19 protein-coding genes are annotated in these 21,637 nt (G+C 61.5%); 15 read left to right on the top strand and 4 right to left on the bottom strand.

The genetic code is table 11. The features are described 5' to 3' along the window. Positions 1-45: 45 nt before the first annotated feature. On the bottom strand, positions 46-951 hold the full coding sequence (locus tag JHD62_RS05185; protein ID WP_199102040.1) for a LysR family transcriptional regulator: 906 nt from the start codon (positions 949-951) through the stop codon (positions 46-48). 117 nt (positions 952-1,068) lie between these two features. On the opposite strand from JHD62_RS05185, the gene lysA reads away from it, so the two are divergent. Then, complete coding sequence (lysA, locus tag JHD62_RS05180) at positions 1,069-2,304, top strand: diaminopimelate decarboxylase (RefSeq protein ID WP_199102039.1); 1,236 nt, start codon at positions 1,069-1,071, stop codon at positions 2,302-2,304. A 74-nt stretch (positions 2,305-2,378) separates the two neighbouring features. Here the strand turns inward: lysA and JHD62_RS05175 are convergent, their stop codons facing one another. Both JHD62_RS05175 and JHD62_RS05170 read right to left on the bottom strand, forming a co-directional pair. Then, positions 2,379-3,497, bottom strand: a complete 1,119-nt coding sequence (locus tag JHD62_RS05175) for a porin (protein ID WP_199102038.1) — start codon at positions 3,495-3,497, stop codon at positions 2,379-2,381. A 407-nt stretch (positions 3,498-3,904) separates the two neighbouring features. Then, a complete protein-coding gene (locus JHD62_RS05170; RefSeq protein WP_045845453.1) occupies positions 3,905-4,204 on the bottom strand; it encodes a BON domain-containing protein in 300 nt (99 codons plus the stop codon). 260 nt (positions 4,205-4,464) lie between these two features. On the opposite strand from JHD62_RS05170, the gene JHD62_RS05165 reads away from it, so the two are divergent. From JHD62_RS05165 to JHD62_RS05150, 4 genes are all read left to right on the top strand, one after another. Next, positions 4,465-5,712: a murein transglycosylase A gene (locus tag JHD62_RS05165; protein ID WP_233160647.1), complete on the top strand. Its 1,248-nt coding sequence runs from the start codon at positions 4,465-4,467 to the stop codon at positions 5,710-5,712. A 76-nt stretch (positions 5,713-5,788) separates the two neighbouring features. Then, positions 5,789-6,865: an efflux RND transporter periplasmic adaptor subunit gene (locus tag JHD62_RS05160; RefSeq protein WP_199102037.1), complete on the top strand. Its 1,077-nt coding sequence runs from the start codon at positions 5,789-5,791 to the stop codon at positions 6,863-6,865. A 10-nt stretch (positions 6,866-6,875) separates the two neighbouring features. Further along, a complete protein-coding gene (locus JHD62_RS05155) occupies positions 6,876-10,010 on the top strand; it encodes an efflux RND transporter permease subunit (RefSeq protein WP_199102036.1) in 3,135 nt (1,044 codons plus the stop codon). Between the two features lie 118 nt (positions 10,011-10,128). Then, positions 10,129-10,983 carry a hypothetical protein gene (locus JHD62_RS05150; RefSeq protein WP_199102035.1) on the top strand — a complete coding sequence of 285 codons (855 nt, stop codon included), beginning with the start codon at positions 10,129-10,131 and terminating at the stop codon, positions 10,981-10,983. Positions 10,984-11,005: 22 nt separating this feature from the next. On the opposite strand, the gene gcvA is transcribed toward JHD62_RS05150, so the two are convergent. Next, positions 11,006-11,887 (bottom strand): transcriptional regulator GcvA, encoded by an 882-nt coding sequence (gene gcvA, locus JHD62_RS05145; RefSeq protein WP_199102034.1) that lies wholly within the window; start codon positions 11,885-11,887, stop codon positions 11,006-11,008. A gap of 76 nt (positions 11,888-11,963) precedes the next feature. On the opposite strand from gcvA, the gene JHD62_RS05140 reads away from it, so the two are divergent. From JHD62_RS05140 to JHD62_RS05095, 10 genes are all read left to right on the top strand, one after another. Beyond that, entirely contained in the window at positions 11,964-12,527 is a 564-nt protein-coding gene (locus tag JHD62_RS05140; RefSeq protein ID WP_199102033.1) for a chromate transporter, read from the top strand. Continuing rightward, positions 12,521-13,042, top strand: coding sequence for a chromate transporter (locus JHD62_RS05135; protein WP_199102032.1), 522 nt, complete (start codon positions 12,521-12,523; stop codon positions 13,040-13,042). The genes JHD62_RS05140 and JHD62_RS05135 overlap by 7 nt, the downstream gene beginning before the upstream one ends. A gap of 75 nt (positions 13,043-13,117) precedes the next feature. Next, positions 13,118-14,038 carry a fatty acid desaturase gene (locus JHD62_RS05130; protein WP_199102031.1) on the top strand — a complete coding sequence of 307 codons (921 nt, stop codon included), beginning with the start codon at positions 13,118-13,120 and terminating at the stop codon, positions 14,036-14,038. Between the two features lie 62 nt (positions 14,039-14,100). Continuing rightward, positions 14,101-15,162 carry a uroporphyrinogen decarboxylase gene (gene hemE, locus JHD62_RS05125; RefSeq protein WP_199102030.1) on the top strand — a complete coding sequence of 354 codons (1,062 nt, stop codon included), beginning with the start codon at positions 14,101-14,103 and terminating at the stop codon, positions 15,160-15,162. A gap of 490 nt (positions 15,163-15,652) precedes the next feature. Then, positions 15,653-17,827 (top strand): primosomal protein N', encoded by a 2,175-nt coding sequence (locus tag JHD62_RS05120; RefSeq protein WP_370541030.1) that lies wholly within the window; start codon positions 15,653-15,655, stop codon positions 17,825-17,827. Next, the gene (gene dacB, locus JHD62_RS05115) at positions 17,828-19,240 is read left to right on the top strand and encodes a D-alanyl-D-alanine carboxypeptidase/D-alanyl-D-alanine-endopeptidase (protein WP_199102028.1); all 1,413 of its coding nucleotides are present in this window, start codon (positions 17,828-17,830) and stop codon (positions 19,238-19,240) included. A gap of 26 nt (positions 19,241-19,266) precedes the next feature. Then, a complete protein-coding gene (gene grxC / locus JHD62_RS05110) occupies positions 19,267-19,524 on the top strand; it encodes a glutaredoxin 3 (protein WP_045845463.1) in 258 nt (85 codons plus the stop codon). 147 nt (positions 19,525-19,671) lie between these two features. After that, positions 19,672-20,124 carry a protein-export chaperone SecB gene (gene secB, locus JHD62_RS05105; protein WP_045845464.1) on the top strand — a complete coding sequence of 151 codons (453 nt, stop codon included), beginning with the start codon at positions 19,672-19,674 and terminating at the stop codon, positions 20,122-20,124. Further along, positions 20,124-20,570, top strand: a complete 447-nt coding sequence (locus tag JHD62_RS05100; protein ID WP_199102027.1) for an SH3 domain-containing protein — start codon at positions 20,124-20,126, stop codon at positions 20,568-20,570. The genes secB and JHD62_RS05100 overlap by 1 nt, the downstream gene beginning before the upstream one ends. Positions 20,571-20,573: 3 nt before the next feature. Beyond that, positions 20,574-21,578, top strand: coding sequence for an NAD(P)H-dependent glycerol-3-phosphate dehydrogenase (locus JHD62_RS05095; RefSeq protein WP_199102026.1), 1,005 nt, complete (start codon positions 20,574-20,576; stop codon positions 21,576-21,578). Positions 21,579-21,637: the final 59 nt, after the last annotated feature.

Here is a 21,637-nt window from a genome sequence, read left to right as displayed (position 1 = left end):
TTTTGCAAAGTTTTATTGATGTCTGTGTTACTTGGCGTTTGCAAATCAGCGTGTATTCGGAATATTCCCGGCCAAAACTGCAGATAATTCGTCGGCAAAATGCTCAACCAGTGCTGACGCAGGACGGTGCAACGGGCGAATCAGATTGACCCGGAACGGCAGCGAAACGGCCAACGGGCGAATGCAGACACCTTGCCCGGCATATTCCTGCGCGGTGAGCGGATTGACCACTGCCATGCCTATGCCCTGGCGCACCATGCAGCACACTGATGCCGCGCTGTGGGTTTCCAGCACCAGTTGCCGTGTGACCCCGGCATTGGCAAACAGCATGTCCAGTTGCTGACGATAGATATCGCTGGCGGACAGGCTGATGAACGGCTGCCCGGCAAAATCGCTGAGCTCCAGCACCGACTTGCGGCATAGCGGATGGGTGTCGGGCAGTACCGCCACTTCGTCAGCGCAAAACAGCTGTTGCTGGCTGGTGCCCGGTGGCTGGATATGGCTTTCGCTCAGGCCCAGGTCATGGCGCTGTGCGGCCAGCCATTCTTCCAGCAGGGGGGATTCCTGCGGGGTGATATTCAGCTTTACCTTGGGATAACGGGCCAGAAAGCGTTGGCATGCCGCAGGCAGCACCGCCTGGGAAAACATGGGCAGGCAGGCAATGGATAGCTGACCGGTGTCGAAGTGACGCAAGGCCTGGGCGGTGCTGACAATCCGCTCCAGGCCCAGATAGGAACGCTGCACCTCTTCAAACAGCTGCAAGGCTTGCAAGGTAGGGCGCAAGCGTCCGCGTACCCGCTCGAACAGCACCAGACCGCTGAGCTGTTCCAGCCGGGCCAGTTCCCGGCTGATGGTGGGCTGGGAGGTATGCAGCAAGGTGGCCGCTTCGGTCACACTGCCGCTGGTCATGATGGCGTGGAAAATTTCCACATGGCGCAGATTGAAGGACATGGCAGCTTGTTCAGGCAGGCAATGGTCATATCATAAATGAAAGACATGGTGATGAATTGATATTTTATTTTTGTCCATGCAGGCCTCACACTGCTGGAAAACCATGAATGGATTGCCATGAAAACCTTTGCCCCCTCCCGCCTGGCCGCGCTGGCCGAACAGTTTTCCGCTCCGCTGTGGGTGTATGACGCACAAGTCATCCGTGAACGCATTACCCAGCTCAAGCAGTTTGATGTCATCCGTTATGCGCAAAAGGCCAACTCCAATACCCATATCCTGCGCCTGATGCGCGAGCAGGGCGTGATGGTGGATGCCGTGTCGCTGGGGGAAATCGAACGGGCGCGCCTGGCCGGTTACGACCTGAGTTCGGCCGAACCTTCCGAGGTGGTGTTTACCGCCGACGTGCTGGATCGCGCCACGCTGGACAAGGTGGTGGCCGAGCGCATCGTGGTGAATGCAGGCAGCATCGACATGCTGCGCCAACTGGGCGAACGCTCGCCCGGCCATCGGGTATGGCTGCGCATCAACCCCGGTTTTGGCCATGGCCACAGCCACAAGACCAATACCGGCGGTGAAAACAGCAAGCATGGCATCTGGCATGCCGACCTGCCGCAGGCACTGCAAGTGATTGCTGCCAGTGGTCTCAAGCTGGTGGGCATCCACATGCATATCGGTTCCGGGGTGGATTATGGCCATCTGCAACAAGTGTGCGGTGCCATGGTAGAGCTGGTGCGCAGCCTGGGACAGGATATCGAAGCCATTTCCGCCGGTGGTGGCCTGTCCATTCCCTATCGTGACGGTGACAGCCGCATTGATACCGAACACTATTTCCAGCTGTGGGACAGCGCGCGCAAGGAAGTGGAACAGCTGCTGGGTCACGCGGTGCGGCTGGAGATCGAACCGGGCCGCTTCCTGGTGGCCGAGTCCGGCGCACTGGTGGCCGAGGTCCGGGCGGTCAAGGATATGGGTAGCCGCCACTTTGTGCTGGTGGATGCCGGCTTCAACGACCTGATGCGTCCATCCCTGTACGGCAGTTATCACGCCATTTCGGTGCTGGAGCGCAATGGCACCGAAAAGTCCGGTGCCGTGCCGACGGTAGTGGCCGGCCCGCTGTGCGAGTCCGGGGACGTGTTCACCCAGCAGGAAGGCGGGGTGGTGGAAAGCCGCCAGCTGCCTGCAGCCGGGGTGGGTGACTGGCTGGTGTTCCATGATGCCGGTGCCTACGGTGCCACCATGTCCTCCAATTACAACAGCCGACCGCTATTGCCGGAGGTACTGCTGGATGGCGATGAGGCCAGGCTGATCCGTCGCCGCCAAACCATGGCCGAGCTGCTGGCGCTGGAGACGGTGTAAGCAAGGTCATTCTTTATGCAAAAGCCCGCCATCTGGCGGGTTTTTGCATTCCCGGAGCAGGTCTGCGGAGTTGATTAAAAATCGGTCCGCATCATCATCCAGGCGGTGCTGGCGCTGGATTTGCTCCAGGCCAGCGCGCTTTGTCCCCCGGCATTCTGTCGTACCGCGCCGTAACCCGCTTGCAGCAGGCTGCGCTTGCTCAGGGTGTATTCCACGCCGGCAGCCCACTGATTGGCCGACCAGTTCAGATGCTGGCCATCCATGTAAACCCGGCCTCGGTGTGAGTACTGCAGCATGGGTTTGAACGCCCCCAGCTGATAGCCGGCACTCAGCGCCACCACCTGGCTGCTCAGTTTGTTTACTCCGTCCTGGGCAATGCCGGTTTGCTGCAGGATGCCGGGAATCTCGAAATCATCACTGCCATTCTTGTTCTTCAGTGCATTGCCATACAGGCGGATTTTTTGCACGGTGGCGGCCATTTGCAGTGCATCACCGCGATAGCCCAGTTCCACGCGGTGGATGGCGCTGTTATTGGTGTTGATGGCATTCAGGCGGGTCATGACTGCGTAGTTGATGAAATAGCCGGCATCGGCATATCCCAGGCGCAAGCCCCAGGTTTCGCCCGACTTGTGCCCATCGCTTTGGCTTTCTCCGGCACCATACTGTAGCGAGGCCTCCATGCCCTTCCAGCGCGGGCTGTCGTAACGCAGGCTGTTTTTGGCGCGGCTGTCGCCGTAATTGTTGCTGCCGAAAATATCGCGGGCTTCATACAGCGGATAGGCAATGCCGCTGCTGGCCTCGCGGCGTGGGCTGGCAAAGATGTCGGTCGCCTGGGTGCTGGTCAGCACATCATCCAGATAGCCGGCACGCAGCCTGCCCCAGCTGTCCTGCACGCCGATAAAGCTCATACGGTTGGCCAGGGTGCCGCTGCCGGTGCCGCCGGTAGGCATGCCATCCATGGCCAGTCCGGTTTCCACCTGCCAGATGGCTTGCAGCTGACCATCCAGCTGTTCACTGCCCTTGAAACCGATGCGACTACTGAAGTCGTCAATGCCGGTGGTGTGTTTGAAGCGGGTATCTACACTTTGCATGCTGTCGATACCAACGCGCAGGCTGCCGTACAAAGTGGTCTCAGCCATGGCCATGGCTGGAAGCAAGCTGAGCAGGGTGCAGGAGAGGATACGGCTGGACATGATGATTCCTGAGAGGTGACGGGACAAAAAAACCTTCCGCTGAACAAGGGGAAGGTCGGTGCGGGGCAGAGTGTGCAAATCCGGCATGTCTGGCGTCAATGGCTCAGGGATTGGTGTGCTGTTAGCGTGTTTTTACGATAATTTGCCTGTTTTTGGGGGTATTTTCGTTTAATTACCGTTCAATTTCGGCGACACTGCTGGCCACGGTGCTGCTGTGGGCCGGCAAGGACTGTACGGAGTGCCTGGAAAGTGGGTAGTCGCCAGGAAAATTCAGCATGTTGATTGGCAAGCGGATGGCAGTAATGCTGCCAATCAGACTACTGCTGCAGAAATTTCATGCACAGCCGGCCACAATGCAAACGCCCCCGGCAGGCGGGGGCGTGCGGCAAGCAGGTGCAGCCTGACGCTTACATATTCATGTTGTTGATGACAAATTTGACGCCGGGTACTTTTTCGGCAATCACGCCGGCTTTGTACATTTGCTGGTCATCGGTCATCTTGCCGTCGATGGTGACTTCCTGCTTCTTGCTGACTACATGCAGATTCAGGGCCTTCAGTTCCGGGTCGCTGTCCAGCGCGTTCTTGACGTTGCTTGCCAGTTGTTCATCGCTGACCGGGGCGTCCTCGGCGTGGGCGATGACAGCGTGTGAACCCATGAACAGGGCCAGGCTAGCCAACAGGGCGGAACGGGCGAAAAGGCGTTTCATCGGATATCTCCTTGCTTCAAGCTGAGTGATGGCCTGGCCAAGCTTGTAGTAGCGCGCCAGTGAATGATGTTGTGCACGCCATGTTAGCCAGCTTTGTTTGCATTTTTGTTGCAGCTCGATGAAATGCGCAGACGGCAGAACCGGCAAGCACGCTGACGGTCCCAAGGCCTTGTCCGTGCAGCTTGTTCCGCTGCGCGGTAACATGGGCGACCGGTGCTGGCTGCCGGTTTTTCTTACCTATCTTCTCGATGTTGCAAATCATGTTCAGACGCTTGCTGTTACTGCTGCCGCTTATCTGGCTGGCCGCTTGCTCCACCACGTCAACTCCACCGTCGTCTGTCGGCAGTGGCCCGCTCAGCCCGTCAGCCTTGCCGGGCTGGCAACAGCAGCGCACCGGCGATACCCTGCAAGCCTTGTTGCAAAGCTGCAAGGTATTGGCGCGCAAGTCCGCCTGGCAGCCAGTCTGTAGCGATGCCTCCCGTGTTGCCGAACAAGACGAGGGGCAGGTCCGCCAGTTTTTCGAACAGCGCTTCAATGCCTGGGCGGTACAGGATGCCGGCAATGGCAATGGTTTGATCACCGGGTATTACGAACCCTTGCTCAATGGCAGCCGTACGCGCAGTGCGCGTACTCCATGGCCGGTGTACGGTGTGCCCGCCGACTTGCTGGTGCTGGATTACCCGCCGGCAGCACGTGGCAACAGCGTGCTGGTGGCGCGCAAGGTGGCGCATAACCGTTTGCAATGGCTGCCGGGCAAGACCCAGGCCGGTAGCGGAGAAATCGAAATCCACCCGGCAGATTTCCCGGCCGATAACCGCAGCGGCAAGCTCAAGGGCCGTCTGGCGGGTAACCGCTTGCTGCCGTATTACACCCGCGCAGAAATCGCCCAGGGCAAGGGGGTGGCCAGCGCCCCGGTACTGGCCTGGGTGGAAGACCCGGTGGAACTGTTCTTCCTGCAGGTACAGGGGTCGGGCCGCATTCAGCTGGAAGATGGCAGTTTCCTGCACCTGGGTTATGCCGAACAAAATGGCTACAACTACCAGTCCATCGGCAAATGGCTGGTGGATAAAGGGGAAATGACGCTGGCCAATGCCTCGATGCAGGGTATCCAGGCCTGGATCAAGGCCAACCCGGGACGTCAGCAGGCGCTGTTCGACGTCAATCCCAGCTATGTGTTTTTCAAGACCCTGCCCGGTGGCGACAGCGGCCCGGCTGGTGCGCTGGGGGTTCCGCTGACCGGTGGTTACAGCATTGCGGTGGATCCGCGTTATATCCCCTTGGGAACGCCGGTTTTCCTGTCCACCAGCTGGCCGGGTAGTGCACAGCCGCTGGCGCGGCTGGTACATGCCCAGGACACCGGCAACGCCATTCGCGGTGCGGCGCGGGCCGATTTGTTTTGGGGCTTTGGCAGTGAGGCCGGCATGTATGCCGGCAGGATGAAACAGAACGGCAAGCTGTGGATGTTGCTGCCCAAAGGCATGACGCCTTCCATGGCGGCACTACCGTGAGCAACGCCGGTACAACAATAAAAAGTGGAAGCTTGAAACAATGAAGTCAGCCAGCTTGGGGTGGTGCGTTTTGCTGATGATGTTGACCGCTTGCCATGGTGCGCAGGACGGAGGCGCGGCGGACAAGCCGGCCTCTGCCGCTGCCGCACAGACCTTGGCGCGGACATTGTCGCGGGCCGATGTGGTGGTGGCACGGCCCGGTGTGCTGCGTGACACCTTGCCGTTCACCGGGACACTGACGGCGTTGAAAAGCAGCAGCATCGCTGCCGAAGTGGAAGCCCGGGTGGAACAGGTGCTGGTACGGGAAGGGGAGATGGTAAAACCCGGTCAGGTGCTGGCCCGGCTGGATTCCGAATCGCTGGATCAGTCGGTGACCGAGCAACAGGCCCAGCTGGCGGCCAATCAGTCGCGGCTGAAACTGGCGCGTATCAAGCTGGATAAACAGCACGAATTGCTGCAAAAGGGCTTTATCTCCCAGCTGGCTTATGACGAGGCTGAAAGCGAGTACACCGTGCGCCAGGGCGAATTGCAGGCGCAAACCAGCCAGTTGGCGCGTGCCCGCCGCCAGCAGTCGGACAGTGTGGTCCGTGCGCCGATTGCGGGTGTGGTGTACGAACGCAAGATCAATCCCGGTGAAATTGCTGCCCGTAATGCGCGGCTGTTTTCCATTGCCGATTTGTCGGTACTGGAACTCAGCGCCAGTGTGCCATCGCAGTGGATAGGCCAAATCAAGGCGGGGCAGCAGGCACGTTTCAGCGTGGAAGGCCTGCCGGACGAGGTACTGGGGGACGTGGTGCGGGTCAATCCGGTGGCGCAAAGTGGCACCCGCAGTTTTCTGATTTACATCCGGGTGAATAATGCGGATGGTCGCCTAAAGGCCGGCCAGTTTGCCAAGGGCGGCCTGGTATTGCATGAAGAACGCGGGCAGGTGGTGCTGCCGCAGGATGCGGTACAGGATTTGTCCGGCCATCCCTGGGTGATGCTGGTGGAGAAAGGGCGCTTGCAGCGCCAGCCGGTGCGCGTGTTGTTATGGTCGCAGACCGAGCACAAGGTTGCCGTTGTCGGCCTGCCGGTTGGCAAGGTGCTGTTGGCTGCGCCCTTGCTGGGTGTGCGCAGCGGCGATGCCGTGATCCTGCCGACCGATCTCAAATAAGGGGAATGGCATGTGGTTGACCCGCGTCAGCGTGCGCAATCCCTATTTCGCTACCGTCCTGATGTTGTCCCTGTTGGTGCTGGGGCTGTTTGCCTGGACGCGACTGCCAGTGGAGGAACTGCCGGACATCCGTTTCCCGGTGGCGGTGGTGAGCACCGGGTATGGAGGTGCCTCGCCCGAAGTGGTGGAGAGCGAAGTGACCCGCCCGCTGGAAGAGGCCATCAATACCATCAACGGCATCAAGCACATCCGTTCCTATTCGTTTGAAGGCAATTCCACCATTGTGGTGGAGTTCGCGCTGACGGTGGACCCGGCGGTGGCGGTGCAGGATGTGCGCGACCGGGTGGGCGGTGTGCAGGGCCGTTTCCGCCGCGAAATCGGCACGCCGTCGGTGTCGCAGTTCAATCCTAACGATCAGCCCTTGCTGTCCATCACCTTCAGTTCGGACCAGGTGTCGCAACGCAGTCTGACCACCTGGCTGGAAAACACGCTGAAAAAACGCCTGCAGATGGTGTCCGGCGTGGGTGAAGCCAAGGTGGTGGGCGGGCTGAGGCGGCAAATCCGCATTGATGTCGACCCTTACCGGCTGGAGTCCAGCGGCTTGTCCTTGCAGGAAGTGGCCGATGCCATCCGCGCCGGCAACCGGGACTTTCCGGCCGGGGCAGTCAGCAGTGCCAGCAACGAGCTGAATGTGCGGGTCAGTGGCAAGCTCAAGTCGCCGGAAGACTTTGCCAATCTGGTCACCGGCTATCGCAATGGCAGCCCCATCCGGCTGTCGGATGTCGCCAGTGTCAGCGATGCGGAAGCCGAAGCCACCAGCACGGCCCTGATTGACGGCAAACCGGGGGTGGGTATCGATATCAGGGCGGCACGCGGGGCCAATGTGGTGGAAGTAGCCAATGGCGTGAAGCAGGTGATCGATGCCATGCAGGGCCGCATGCCTGCTGGTACCCAGGTGCACTTCACCTATGACAAATCCGCCGAGGTGAAAAAGTCGCTGGCCAATGTGGAGGCCACCTTGCTGGAAGGCGCTGCGCTGACAGTGCTGATCGTATTCCTGTTTCTGGGCAGCTGGCGCAGTACGGTGATTACCGGCCTCACCTTGCCGGTGGCGCTGGTGGGTACCCTGTTTGCCCTGCAGGCGCTGGGCTTCACCCTCAACCTGATGACGCTGATGGCACTTTCGCTGTCCATTGGCCTGTTGATTGACGACGCCATCGTGGTGCGGGAAAACATCGTGCGTCATCGCCAACTGGGCAAAAGTCATGTGCAGGCGGCGCTGGATGGCACCAATGAAATCGGTCTGGCGGTGCTGGCCACCACCCTTACCGTGGTGGCGGTGTTCCTGCCGGTGGGCTTCATGAGCGGCATCATCGGCAAGTTCTTTCACCAGTTCGGCCTCACCGTAACGGTAGCCGTGCTGATTTCCATGCTGGTCAGCTTCACGCTCGACCCCATGCTGTCTTCCATCTGGCCAGACCCGCACCAGCATGGCGACCGGCATCGTGGCCCGCTTGGGCGCATGCTGGACTGGTTCGAGGCTTCGCTGGACCAGTTGGCCAACCGTTATGTCGGGGTGATCAGCTGGTCGCTGGCGCATCGCAAGACGGTACTGTCGCTGGCTGTCCTGCTATTGCTGGGCAGTTTCATGCTGTTGCCGCATATTGGCGGCGAATTCATGCCGCGTCAGGACAAGGGCAAATTCTCGCTCTCCTTCAAGACGGCTCCCGGCTCCTCGCTGGATTACACCGTGGCCAAGGGCCGCGAGCTGGAAGCCTTGCTGCGCCAGCTGCCCGATGTGCGTTCCATCCAGCTGACTGCCGGCAGCAGCAGCTTTGGCGCCAGCAAGAGTGACGGCCGACTGGTGGTGGACCTGGGTGACAAGAACAGCCGCCTGCACAGCCTGTTTTCGCTGATGCAACAGGCACGCGCCAAGGCGGGCCGGGTGGCTGGCGTGGAGGTGGAGTCCATTGAGGAAATGGGCAAGGAAGGCCCCGGTGGCAAGCCCATCAGCATTGGCCTGCGTGGCAGTAATCTTGCCGAGCTGGATGCCGCAGCCAACCAGCTGATGAGCCGCCTGGCACGGGTAAGAGGGGTGGGCGACCTGCAAAGCAGCCTGTCCGATGCCGACCCGGCCATCAAGCTGGAAGTACGCCGCGATGCCGCCGCCAGCCTGGGGGTCGACCTCAACAAGGTGGGCAGCACGCTGTCGCAACTGCTGGCCGGGGATGTGGTCAGCACCTGGGAAGCGCCGGACGGAGAAAACTACGATGTGCTGCTGCAAGTGCCGCGCAGCGAACGCAGCAATGCCTTGCTGGACATTATCACCGTGGCCGGACGGGCCGATGCCAATGGCGCAGCCAGCATGGTGCCGCTGTCCACGGTGACCCGGCTCAGTCCGGGGCTCAGCCCGCGCCAGATCGACCGGGTCGACCTGCTGCGGCAGGTGACAGTCACCGGCAATATCGCCGGGCGCGATGCCGGTTCGGCCTTTGCCGATATCAGCAAGATCACCGCCAGTCTCAAGCTGCCCGCCGGGGTCAGCCTGGCCGAGGAGGGCGAGCGGCGCGACATGGAAGAGTCGCTGGGCTATGCCTTGCAGGCGCTGGCCATGGGGGTGATCTTCATCTACATGATCCTCGCCGCCCAGTTCCGCAGCTTCACCATGCCGCTGGCCATCATGGTGGCGCTGCCATTGGCCTTTGTCGGCGTGTTTGTGGCGCTGTGGCTGTCCGGTTCCACGCTCAACATGTTTTCCGTCATCGGCATCATCATGCTGATGGGCCTGTGCGCCAAGAACGGCATCCTGCTGGTGGATTTCATCAACCAGTCGCGCCGGGAGGGCTTGGCGCGTACCGAGGCCATCATTGCTGCTGGCCGGGTGAGGCTGCGCCCCATCATGATGACCAGCCTGGCCATGATCTTCGGCATGCTTCCCATGGCCGTCGGCAGCGGGGAAGGGGTGGAAACACGTGCCCCGATGGCCTTTGCCATCATCGGTGGCATGGTGAGTTCCACCGTGCTGACCCTGCTGGTGTTGCCGGTGGTGTACAGCTATCTGGATGGCGTGCGCCAGTTCTTGCGGCGCAGGCTGGCGGCCGGCAGCCTGCAACCAGCCGGGAAAGATGGTGCACGGAAAGACTGATCCAAAGGGCAGCTAGACGACAGCCCCGTTTTCTATAATCGGATTCTTGATTCTGTCTGAAGCATCCGGTTTTCCGATCTGCAGTCCGAACGGTTGCGAAAGGCCTTGGGAGAACGTCATGTACCGCTGCTTTGCCTGCTGTTTGCTTGCTGTGCTGTTGTCACTGTCCGCCCTGGCTGCGGTGCCGCCTGTCCAGCTGCGTTATGCGCTGGTGTCCGGGCTGGAAGACCCGCACCTGCCCTACATGCTTTCCCTGTTGCAACTGGCCTGTGACGAGGCGGAGCTGCGCTGCCAGCTGCAAGCCGCCGCCGCCATGAACCAGTCGCGGGCCATGGTGCAGATGGGCAAGCGGGACGGTGGCATTGACCTGTTCTGGGGCATGACCAGCCGCGAGCGCGAGCAACAGGCCATTCCCATCCGCATTCCGCTGGACAAAGGCTTGCTGGGCTGGCGGGTGGCACTGGTCAATGCCAGCCAGCCAGACGTGCTGGCAGGTGTCCGTGATGTGAAGCAGCTTTCCCGGCTGGTGGCCGGGCAGGTGGCGGACTGGCCGGATACCGCCATCCTGCGCAATGCCGGCTTGCAAGTGCTGACCAGCCAGGATTACGGCAATCTGTTTCCCATGCTGCAACGCAAGCGCTTTGACTACTTTCCGCGCAGTGTGATGGAAGTACAGCGCGAAGCAGCCTTGCCGGTGGCCAAGGGCTTGCTGATCGACCGCAACCTGGTGCTGCACTATCCCACGGCCATGTATTTTTTTATCAGCCCGCTCAAACCGGAACTGGCCGCGCAACTGGAGCAGGGCCTGCGCAAGGCATTGAAGGATGGTCGTTTCAACCAGCTGTTCCAGCGATATAACGGCCAGTTGCTGTCGCAGCTGTCACTGGGCAAAAGGCAGGAAATTCCATTGGTCAATCCGCAGTTGCCAGCGGCCACGCCCTTGCAGGACCGCGCCTTGTGGTACCGGCCTTGATGTCGGTACTGGCATATCAGTGTTATTGCCCTTCTTCTTCCAGCCACTGGCAAAAGGCGGTGACCAGTTCATCGCCCACCAGTGACTGCGGTACGGCCCAGGAATAACCCCGTACCGCAATTTCCGGCCCCGCCAGTGGTGCCACCAGTTTGCCGCTGGCCAGTTCGCTTTCTATCACCGGCAGCGCGCCCAGCGTCACGCCCAGCCCGTCCACCGCAGCCTGCAAGGCCAGGTAGTAATGATCGAAATGCTGGTCGGCGGCGGACTGCAAGCCGGGCATCCCGGCAGCAGCCAGCCAGCGTGCCCAGGCAACCGGCCTGGTTTCCGAGTGCAGCAAGGTGTGTAAAGCCAGGTCGGCGGCTTGCCGGATGGGCAGGCGCTCCAGCAAGGCCGGGCTGCACACCGGGATTTCCCGCTCGGTGAGAAAAGCATGCGAGACAAAGCCATGCCAGTGATCCTTGCCACGGCGGATGGCAATGTCGAAGTCGGCATTCTGGTTGTTGATGCTGGCATCCGATGTTGCCAGGCGCAATTCCACCCCGGGGTAACGCAGCTGGAAGCGGGTGAGCCTGGGCAGCAGCCAGTGCATGGCCAGCGTGGGGGTGACATTGATGTTCAGCCGCTTCCCCTGCTGGCGCGCCTGCAGTTTTTCGGTGGCGCTGGCAATGCCGTCCAGCGCGGTCTGGATGGCGGGCAGATAAGCCTGACCGGCGGCCGATAGCCGCACCCGGCGGCCATGGCGCTCGAACAGGCTGACACCCAGCCAGTCCTCCAGCTGTTGGATCTGGCGACTGATGGCACCGTGGGTCACATACAGGGCTTCGGCTGCGGCGGTGAAACTGCCTTGTCGTGCAGCAGATTCAAAGGCCTTGAGCGCATTGAGTGGAGGAAGGCGGCGGTTCATGCTGGTGAGTTTAGCTCACAAAGAATGCCATAAAAACTCGTTTGTTCTGATGGCTCTGGCGGGCTAGCCTTGCACTATGCATCCATCACTTGTCATTCCTACTCGCCGCCAGTTGTTTCTGGGGTTTTTCAGCATCGGCCTGAGCGGCTTTGGTGGCGTACTGCCACTGGCGCACCGCATGCTGGTGCAGCAACGCCGCTGGCTGAACGAGGAAGAGTTCACCGAACTGTTGGGGTTGGGGCAGATTCTGCCCGGGCCCAATATCGTCAATATGTCCATCGCCATCGGCTCGCGCTTTCATGGTGTGGCCGGCGCCTGGCTGGCTGTGGCCGGGCTGATGCTGGCGCCGCTCATCATCGTGCTGGCCATGGCCATGTTGTACGACCATTACCAGAGCCTGCCGGACGTGCAAGGCACCTTGCACGGGCTGGCCTCGGCGGCGGCAGGCCTGTTGCTGGCCATGGTGTTGCGCATGGGCCAGAAACTGGAAGTGCACTGGCAGGCGGTGCTCTTGGCCATGCTCACCTTTGTGGCGGTCGGCGTGTTGCGCTGGCCCTTGCTGCCGGTGTTGCTGGCACTGGGGCCGCTGTCGGTATGGCTGGCCCTGCGTCGCCAGCGCTCTGGAGATGATCCATGTTGATCCTGCTGTCCTTGCTGGCCAGTTTTTCCCTGTTTTCGCTGATGGCGGTGGGCGGTGCAGTGACGCTGATTCCGGCCATGCACAGCTATGTGGTGGAAAGCCATCACTGGATGAGCGCTCAGGAGTTTGCCGCCCTGTTTGCCATCGCCCAGGCGGCACCGGGACCGAATGTGCTGGTGGTCAGCCTGATTGGCTGGAAAGTGGCGGGCCTGGCCGGTGCGCTGGTGGCCACCGTGGGCATGTGCGGGCCGTCCTCGTTGCTGTGTTATTACGTTACCCGCTTGTGGCAACGCTTTCATGGTTCGCCGTGGCGTCGGGCCATCGAGCGCGGGCTGGCCCCGCTGACCATCGGCCTGGTGGCGGGCAGTGCCATGCTGATGAGCGAGGCGGCCAATGCCCACTGGACCGGCTGGTTGCTGTGCGGCGTAGTCGCTGTCATCGCCTGGCGCAGCCGCATCAATCCGCTGTGGCTGCTGGCTGGCGGGGCCTTGCTCGGCTGGTTGGGGTGGATCTGAAGCGTTGTCCGGTGCGTCATCAGTGTTTCACGCAGTGTGGGCAGACTGATCGGCTTGCATGCTGACGGAGAAACCATGCGCCTGTGGCCATTGACCCCTGCCCGGCAAAACCTGTTGCTGACCCTGCTGGCCTTGCGCCTGTATCTGGTGGAGCTGGTGGCCGTTCCGGTGGCGGTGCTGTGCCTGCATCCGGCCTGTGGTTTGCTGCTGCTGCTGACCTTGCTGCTGATTCCGCTGCGCTGGCAATTACTGCATGAGGCAGCACATGGCCATTTATTGCCATCTCCCAGCCATAACCGGCTGGCCGGCCGGCTGATGGGTATCACGCTGGGCCTGCCATTTGATGTATGGCGGCAGGCCCATCAACTGCACCACCGTTACAGCCGCAGCTGCTGGCATCAGGTTGAAGTGTACGACCCCACCCGTGAACGCTACTGGATACGCCAGTTGCTGCTGATCCTGCGCATGTGCGGCGGTGCCTACCTGCTGGCCTGGTGTGGCAGCCTGTTGCTGTTGTTCGTGCCCGGCTCGGCGCGCTGGCCGTTCTTGTGTCGCCACTTCGCCTTGTGGCCACGCCTGCAGGTGCGCATGCAGCGTTGTGGCCGTCTGCCTGCGGCGCGCACCGATGCCGCGCTGGCACTGCTGTTGCCGCTGCTGTCCTTGCTGGTGTACGGCCAGCATGACTGGATGCTGTGGCTGGCACTGCTGCTGCGCGCGGTGCTGATTTCCCTCACCGATCATGTTTGCTTTGCCGCCCAGGCGCTGGGTTGCCCGCGTCGGGCGGCTAATCTGTTCTTGCCGCGCTGGCTGGGCTACGGCTTGCTCAACAGCCATCTGCGCGGCGTGCACCAGCGCTGGCCGCATTTGCCCTGGCAAGCGCTGCCGCAGCAGTTGGCCAGCACCAGTGAGGGCTGGGACGGGGATTATCTTGAGCGGCTATGGGGCAAGCAATGGCAGCTTCAGGCCAGAGACCATCTGCCGGTAATACCCCTGTAGAAGTCAGGGATGGGTATAATGCCGCTGAATTCATTACGCCAGGCTAGCAAGCCCACACCGACATGACCCAGCTCAAGAATGACACTTTCCTGCGTGCGCTCCTGAAGGAGCCGGTTGAATACACCCCCATCTGGATGATGCGCCAGGCTGGCCGTTACCTGCCGGAATACCGCGCCACCCGCGCACGCGCAGGCAGCTTCATGGGCTTGTGCACCAGCCCGGACTACGCCACCGAAGTGACCCTGCAACCGCTGGACCGCTTCCCGCTGGATGCTGCCATTCTGTTCTCCGACATTCTCACCGTGCCGGATGCCATGGGCCTGGGCCTGTACTTTGCCGAGGGCGAAGGCCCCAAGTTCGAACGCCCGCTGCGCGACGAGCAAGCCATCCGCGCACTGCACGTACCGGTACTGGACAAGCTGCAATACGTGTTCGACGCCGTGTCCAGCATCCGCAAGGCGCTGGATGGTCGCGTGCCGCTGATCGGCTTCTCCGGCAGCCCCTTCACCCTGGCCTGCTACATGATTGAAGGCGGTGGTTCGGATGACTTCCGCCACGTGAAAGCCATGCTGTACAGCCGTCCCGAACTGCTGCACCACATTCTGGCGGTCAATGCCCAGACCGTGACCGACTACCTGAATGCCCAGATTGACGCCGGTGCCCAGGCGGTGCAGATCTTCGATACCTGGGGTGGTGCGCTCAGCCATGCAGCCTACAAGGAATTCTCGATGGCCTACATGCAGCGCATTGTGTCCGGCCTGAAGCGCGAAGCCGACGGCCGCCGCGTGCCGGTGATCGTATTCACCAAGAATGGCGGTCAATGGCTGGAAGACATCGCTGCCATCGGTGCGGACTGTGTCGGCCTGGACTGGACCACCGACATCGGCCTGGCCCGTGCGCGTGTGGGTGACAAGGTGGCACTGCAAGGCAATTTCGACCCGAACGCCCTGTTTGGCTCGCCAGCGGCCATCGAGGCGGAAGCCGGCCGCATTCTGGCGGCCTATGGTCAGGGTTCCGGTCATGTGTTCAACCTGGGGCATGGCATCTCCCAGCATGCCGACCCGGCTCATGCCGCGGCACTGGTTGAAGCGGTACATCGTCTGTCGCGTCCTTACCATCAGTAAGTCTTGCCGGCAGGTTGGAGCATGCTGCCCCGGCCTGCCCATTTGCAAGAATCCAAGCTTTATTTCCTGCCCGATTTCCAATAGTTTTTCGATTTTCCGCACTTGCTGTATCTTTTCTCCTGGCTGCGGGGGAGGGGGTATATCCTGCCTTGCCTTGCGGTTTTGGCGGAGTGTGGCAACAAATGAAGCGTCTGCCAGACAGGGGAGTTGACAGTTGCACCGACTGTTGTTCTCCGAGTTATGCACACTGGAATTGCCCTTGGAAGCAAATTGTCAAGTCCGATGGGCAAAATTAGTGCAATGTACTTAAGTCATTGAAATTAAAAGAAATATTATTCTGATTAATTTTTGTGCAATCTAATGGAAATGCTGATTTAATGGCCTTTCCATGCCTGGATGCAGAGTTGTTCACAAAGATATCCACAGCTTCTGTGCATAGATGGCGCAAAGCCTTGTCGGTGCTGGGTTTGCTGTAAAGGGAAAATTTACCGTGGGTTCTCAGAGAGTTCAGGTGGTGGTTGATCTGCCCCTGTTTGGCGCATTTACCTACCTGTCTCATTTTGATGTCATACCCGGTCAACGGGTGGCGGTTCCCTTTGGCAAAAGACAGCTGTGTGGCGTAGCCGTCACTGGCATACCCCCAGAGGGTTTGTCCGACAGCCAGCTCAAAACCATTGATCAGGTGTTTGACGGCTTGCCGCCACTTCCGGCGGATTTCCTGGCCCTTACCGAATTTGCCGCTGCCTATTACCACTATCCCCTTGGGCCGACGCTGTTTACCGCCTTGCCCACCGGCCTGCGTGAAGCGCGCGATATCACCCCTGTCGATGAACGTCCTTTTGGCCTGAGCGAGCTGGGGCAGGCAAGCCAGCCTCCTGCACGGCAGCGGGCGCGCCTGGCCTTGTGGCAGGCCTTGTGCGATGGCCCGCTTACGCAGGCACAAGCCCGGCTGGTCACGCCTCAGGCAGGCAAGATTCTGGCGGACTGGCTGGCCGAGGGGCTGGTGCTGCGTGTGACGGCAGAAAAGCCTGCCTTGCAGCTGGGCAGTGCGCCACAACTGAATGCAGACCAGCAGGCCGCACTGGATGCCTTGTTACAGCAGCCCGGCGGCTTCCAGCCCTGGCTGTTGCATGGCATCACCGGCAGTGGCAAGACCGAAGTGTATTTGCAGCGCATTGCCCATAGTCTGGCAACCGGGCAGCAAGTGTTGGTGCTGGTGCCGGAAATCAACCTCACACCGCAACTGGTGGAGCGCTTCATCCAGCGTTTTCCTGCCACCCGCATTGCGGTACAGCACAGCCAGCTGGCGGAAGGCGAGCGCCTGCGCAACTGGCTGGATGCCTGGCAAGGACGTGCCGATATCGTGATCGGCACCCGCTTGTCGGTATTCACCCCCATGCCGCGCCTGGGGCTGATCGTGGTGGATGAAGAGCATGATGGCTCGTTCAAGCAGCAGGACGGTCTGCGCTACCATGCGCGCGATCTGGCCATCTGGCGTGCGCATCGCGCCGGCTTGCCCATCATTCTGGGCAGCGCCACCCCCAGTCTGGAAACCGTGGCCAATGTCGAAGCCGGGCGTTATCGCCAGCTCAAGCTCAGCCAGCGGGCACATGGTGCCGCCAGGCTGCCGCAGGTGCGGCTGGTGGATACCCGGCGTGCCAAGTTGACCGAAGGGCTGTCCGATCCGCTGATCAAGGCTCTGGCCGCCCGGCTGGAACGGCGCGAAATGAGCCTGGTGTTCATCAACCGGCGCGGTTTTGCCCCGGTGCTGGCCTGCAGTGATTGCGGCTGGACCAGTGGCTGCCCGCGTTGCTCCACCCGGCTGGTGCTGCATTTGCTGGAGCGCAAGCTGCGCTGCCACCATTGCGGCTGGGAAGAAGCGGTACCCCATGCCTGCCCGGAGTGCGGTGCGCCGGACATCAAGCCGCTGGGCGAGGGCACGCAGCGGCTGGAATCCGCACTGGGGCGCCTGTTTCCCACTGCGCGCATCTTGCGCATAGACCGCGACACCACCCAGCGCAAACAGGCCTGGGAGGAGATCTACCGCCAGGTACATGCCGGTGAGGTGGACATGCTGGTGGGCACGCAGATGCTGGCCAAAGGCCACGATTTCGGTACCCTGTCTCTGGTGACGGTACTGAATTCCGATGGCGGCTTGTATTCGGCGGACTATCGCGCCTCCGAGCGCCTGTTCGCCCAGCTCACCCAGGTGGCCGGCCGCGCTGGCCGGGCCGATGCACCCGGTGAAGTGCTGGTACAGACGCAATGGCCGGATCACCCGCTGTATCAGGCACTGGTGGCGCACGATTTTGATGGCTTTGCCGCCAGCCTGCTGCAAGAGCGCCGTCAAGCCGCCTTTCCGCCGTCGGTACATCAGGCCCTGCTGCGTGCCGATGCCACCGAACTGGCGCAGGCCACGGCCTTTCTCACCCAGGTGCGCAGTCAGGTACAAAACCTCGCCACTGGCGTGCTGATTTCCGGCCCGGCCCCCGCGCTGATGGTGCGGCTGGCCAACCGCGAACGCGCCCAGCTGGTGCTGGAGTGTGCCAACCGTCAGCAACTGCACCAGTTTCTCGATCAATTACCCCCGCTGCTCGATCAATTGGCACGCCAGTATGGCCGCGGTTTGCGCTGGTCGCTGGATGTCGACCCGCAGGAGATGTAAATGAAGGTGTTTTCCCCCGTTGTGGCACTGGCGCTGTCCTGCCACATTGCCACTGCCGCCGCGCTTGACCTGCACGGACTCAAACCCGATGAAGTAGCGGTCTGGGCCGCTCCGGTGGAAGGTGGCCCGGAGCTGGCCAGCCTGCGTGCAGATGTGCCGGTCAACCCGGCTTCCACCATGAAATTGCTCACCAGCTGGACTGCGCTTAACAGGCTGGGCCCCGGCTACCGCTGGACCACCCGGCTGGTCTCGGCCGCACAGGTACAGGACGGTGTGCTCAAGGGTGACCTGGTGTGGGTAGGAGCGGGCGATCCGCGCTTTGGCATGGCCAATTTGCGTAGCCTGCTACATGACTTGCGCTTGCGTGGCATCCGCCAGATTGATGGCCGTCTGCTGCTGGACAAGAGCGCCTTCAGCAGCATAGGTACGGCCGAAAATTTTGGCGGAGACGAAGGCAAATCCTTCACCGTGGAGCCGGATACCCATCTGACCGGGCTTAAAGTGGCCTGGTTGCGTTTTTTCAACGACAGCAACGGCACACGCGTAGTGCTGGACCCGCCACTGGCCGGAGTCAGCCTGCAGGCGAGGCTGAGCAATGGCGGCGACACGGCAGGCAGTTGCCCGGATGTGCGCCAGTGGGTGCACATCAGAGAGCAGGGCAGCCAGCTTGAAGTCAGCGGTAAGCTGCCCACCGCCTGTGATGGCAGCCAGGCCTATGTCAACGTGCTGGATCACAACGACTTTGCTGCACAGAGTTTTGCCGCCTTGTGGCAAGAGCTGGGCGGTAGCGGCCCGCAGGGCATGGCACTGGGCCGTGCACCGGCCAATGCGCGCACGCTGGCGCAATTCCAGTCCGAGCCACTCATCACGGCGCTTAACGACATCAACAAGTACAGCAATAACACCATGGCGCGCACGGTATTCCTGACGCTGGGGCGCGAGGCTGCGACAAGCGGCGATACCCCGGCGGATGCACAGACCGCGGTGCGCAGCCTGCTGGCCGAGCAACATATCGCGGCAGATGCGCTGGTGCTGGAGAACGGTTGCGGCTTGTCTCGCCGCGAACGGGTATCGGCCCGCCTGCTAGGCCAGGTATTGCTCAACGCCGCCCGCGGACCTTACGGCAACGAATTGATGACCAGCCTGCCGCTGGCAAGTGAAGACGGCACGCTCAAGCGCCGCTTTGCCAGCATCGGCCCGCGCCTGCGCATGAAAACCGGCACGCTGAAAGACGTGAAGGCCCTGGCAGGCTACTGGCAGGCGGCAGATGGCCGCCGGCTGGCTATTGTGGCCATCGTCAACAGTCCGCGTGCGCCAGCCATGGCCGGCGCACTGGATGCCGTGGTGGCCGACCTGATTCACCGCTTCGACCACAGCGCGCCTGCCCCGGCTGACGCTATAATGCAACCCTGAACCCACCACGCATCAACAGGTTTTTCATGAAACACGTCACCATGTACACCACGGCGGTTTGCCCGTTCTGCATTCGTGCCAAGCAATTGCTGGCCAGCAAGGGCGTGACCGGCATTGAAGAAATCCGCATCGACCTGGACCCGGAAGCCCGCGACCGCATGATGAGCAGTACCGGCCGCCGCACCGTGCCGCAGATTTATATCGGCGACACCCATGTGGGTGGCTGCGACGATCTGGTGGCCCTGAACCAGGCCGGCAAGCTGGACATCCTGCTGGCGGATTGACCGCCATCAAGCCCACATCAGGCAGCGGGCAAACACAGCAGGGATAGCACAGTCCCCCTCTGGTGGCCTGCCGTGCTTTCATGCGATGATGCGAGCTTGATTTTCTGACCAACCGGCCGCCGCGCGCGGCCCTGAGCGAGACAAGACATGAGCGAACAACAAGAGCTGCAACCGGTTTTCTCCATCGAAAAGATCTACGTCAAGGACCTGTCCCTGGAAGTGCCGAATGCACCGCAGGTATACCTGGAAGCCGCCCAGCCGGAAATCGACATGCAACTGGCCAGCGAAGGCAAGCAGATTGACGATGGCTTCTTCGAAGTTGCCCTCACCGTGACCGTAACGGCCAAACTGCCGGAAAAAACCATGTTCCTGTGCGAAGTGACCGAAGCCGGCATCTTCCGCATCGAAAACGTACCGGCTGAAGACATCGAACCGATTCTCGGCGTGGCCTGCCCGAACATCCTGTTCCCGTATGCGCGCGAAACCGTGTCCAACCTGGTAAACCGTGCCGGCTTCCCGCCGGTGCTGCTGTCGCCGATCAACTTCGAAGCGCTGTACATGCAACAGCGTGCCCAGCAAGCCGAAGCCGGCAACGCCTGATGCTGCGCTGCCTCGTCACTGTCACCGCCATGCTGGCCGGGTTCATTGCCCTGCCAGCCCAGGCACTGGAGTTCCGTTCGGTCAAGGAAACCGGCGTGGCGCTGTACGAGGCGCCTGCGCTGAGTGCCAAAAAGCTGTTTGTGGTCAGCCGCTACTACCCGGTGGAGGTCCTGTCCAGCCAGAAGGAATGGTCACGCGTGCGTGATGCCACCGGCGGCATCGCCTGGATACCGCTGGCGGCATTGTCCTCGCAACGCTGGTTGCTGGTGACCGCCGACCAGGCCGTGGTGCGTGATGCACCGGCTGCCGATGCCAAACCCTTGTTTTCTGTCGCACGCGATGGCGTGCTGCAATGGCAGGAAGCCCCCAAGGACGGCTGGGTGCGTATCAAGCACCGTGACGGCAGTGGCGGTTATGCCCGCATCAGCGATCTGTGGGGTTTGTAAATCATGAAACTGGCCATTCTGGGAAGCGGAGCCTGGGGCAGTGCCCTGGCCATGGCGTTTGCCCGTCATCATGATGTCAGCCTGTGGGGACGCGATGCCGCCCTGATGGCCGAACTGGCAGCCGAGCGCGTGAACCGTCGCTATCTGCCGGATTGCCGCTTTCCCGACTCCATTACCCTGACTGCCGAATTGCCGCGTGCCATCCAGCATGCCGAGCTGATCCTGATCGTCACCCCGATTGCCGGTTTGCGCCCCACGCTGCGGGCGCTGACTGCGCTGTCATCCGGTTTGCCGCCCATCCTGTGGGCCTGCAAGGGCTTTGAAGCGGGTTCCAGCCTGCTGCCGCATCAGGTGGTGGCCGAAGAGTTGCCGCAGGATCACCCCTGCGGTGTGTTGTCCGGCCCCAGCTTTGCCCGTGAAGTGGCCGAAGGCCTGCCGGCTGCCGTCACCATTGCGTCGGACGATGCCGAGTTTGCCCGTCGTATCGCCCGTGAACTGCACAGCCCGCTGCTGCGCCTGTATGCCAATGATGATCTGGTAGGGGTGGAAGTGGGTGGTGCGGTAAAGAATGTGATGGCCATTGCCACCGGTGTGGCGGATGGACTGGGTTTTGGCATGAATGCGCGCGCCGCGCTGATTACCCGCGGGCTGGCGGAAATCACCCGTCTGGCCAGTGCTCTGGGTGCCAGCCAGCAAACCATGATGGGCCTTGCCGGCATGGGCGATCTGATCCTGACTTGCACCGGTGCGCTGTCGCGTAACCGGCAGGTGGGTCTGAAGCTGGCCGAGGGCAAGTCGCTGGACAGCATTCTGGCCGAGCTTGGCCATGTGGCCGAAGGCGTCAGTACCGCACGTGAGGTGCTGACCATGGCCGAACGGCTGGAGGTGGAAATGCCGATTACCGCTGCGGTGTGCGGTCTGTTGTATCAGGGCAATGACCCGCACCGGGTGGTGGAGGGATTGCTCAGCCGCGCACCCAAGTCTGAAGGTGGTGGCGTGCTGCATTAAGCCATCCTGCTGTCGTACCAGTCAAAAAGCCTCCCGATGGGAGGCTTTTTGCTGTGCAG

Origin of the sequence: Aquitalea sp. ASV11 (genome assembly GCF_016429185.1) — a bacterium.
GTDB classification, from domain to species: domain Bacteria; phylum Pseudomonadota; class Gammaproteobacteria; order Burkholderiales; family Chromobacteriaceae; genus Aquitalea; species Aquitalea pelogenes.
The sequence above is the reverse complement of the archived record's forward strand: the minus strand, read 5'-3'. Positions and strand labels throughout refer to the sequence as shown.

What these genes read in the sequence shown, in the direction of transcription:
- JHD62_RS05095 (WP_199102026.1), top strand. Translation starts at nt 20,574, where the DNA reads ATGAAACTGGCCATTCTGGGAAGCGGAGCCTGGGGCAGTGCCCTGGCC.
- gcvA (WP_199102034.1), bottom strand. Translation starts at nt 11,887, where the DNA reads ATGAACCGCCGCCTTCCTCCACTCAATGCGCTCAAGGCCTTTGAATCT.
- JHD62_RS05175 (WP_199102038.1), bottom strand. Translation starts at nt 3,497, where the DNA reads ATGTCCAGCCGTATCCTCTCCTGCACCCTGCTCAGCTTGCTTCCAGCC.
- JHD62_RS05185 (WP_199102040.1), bottom strand. Translation starts at nt 951, where the DNA reads ATGTCCTTCAATCTGCGCCATGTGGAAATTTTCCACGCCATCATGACC.
- JHD62_RS05150 (WP_199102035.1), top strand. Translation starts at nt 10,129, where the DNA reads ATGTACCGCTGCTTTGCCTGCTGTTTGCTTGCTGTGCTGTTGTCACTG.
- JHD62_RS05100 (WP_199102027.1), top strand. Translation starts at nt 20,124, where the DNA reads ATGCTGCGCTGCCTCGTCACTGTCACCGCCATGCTGGCCGGGTTCATT.
- JHD62_RS05135 (WP_199102032.1), top strand. Translation starts at nt 12,521, where the DNA reads ATGTTGATCCTGCTGTCCTTGCTGGCCAGTTTTTCCCTGTTTTCGCTG.
- JHD62_RS05160 (WP_199102037.1), top strand. Translation starts at nt 5,789, where the DNA reads ATGATGTTGACCGCTTGCCATGGTGCGCAGGACGGAGGCGCGGCGGAC.
- dacB (WP_199102028.1), top strand. Translation starts at nt 17,828, where the DNA reads ATGAAGGTGTTTTCCCCCGTTGTGGCACTGGCGCTGTCCTGCCACATT.
- JHD62_RS05165 (WP_233160647.1), top strand. Translation starts at nt 4,465, where the DNA reads ATGTTCAGACGCTTGCTGTTACTGCTGCCGCTTATCTGGCTGGCCGCT.
- JHD62_RS05130 (WP_199102031.1), top strand. Translation starts at nt 13,118, where the DNA reads ATGCGCCTGTGGCCATTGACCCCTGCCCGGCAAAACCTGTTGCTGACC.
- secB (WP_045845464.1), top strand. Translation starts at nt 19,672, where the DNA reads ATGAGCGAACAACAAGAGCTGCAACCGGTTTTCTCCATCGAAAAGATC.
- hemE (WP_199102030.1), top strand. Translation starts at nt 14,101, where the DNA reads ATGACCCAGCTCAAGAATGACACTTTCCTGCGTGCGCTCCTGAAGGAG.
- grxC (WP_045845463.1), top strand. Translation starts at nt 19,267, where the DNA reads ATGAAACACGTCACCATGTACACCACGGCGGTTTGCCCGTTCTGCATT.
- lysA (WP_199102039.1), top strand. Translation starts at nt 1,069, where the DNA reads ATGAAAACCTTTGCCCCCTCCCGCCTGGCCGCGCTGGCCGAACAGTTT.
- JHD62_RS05170 (WP_045845453.1), bottom strand. Translation starts at nt 4,204, where the DNA reads ATGAAACGCCTTTTCGCCCGTTCCGCCCTGTTGGCTAGCCTGGCCCTG.
- JHD62_RS05140 (WP_199102033.1), top strand. Translation starts at nt 11,964, where the DNA reads ATGCATCCATCACTTGTCATTCCTACTCGCCGCCAGTTGTTTCTGGGG.
- JHD62_RS05155 (WP_199102036.1), top strand. Translation starts at nt 6,876, where the DNA reads ATGTGGTTGACCCGCGTCAGCGTGCGCAATCCCTATTTCGCTACCGTC.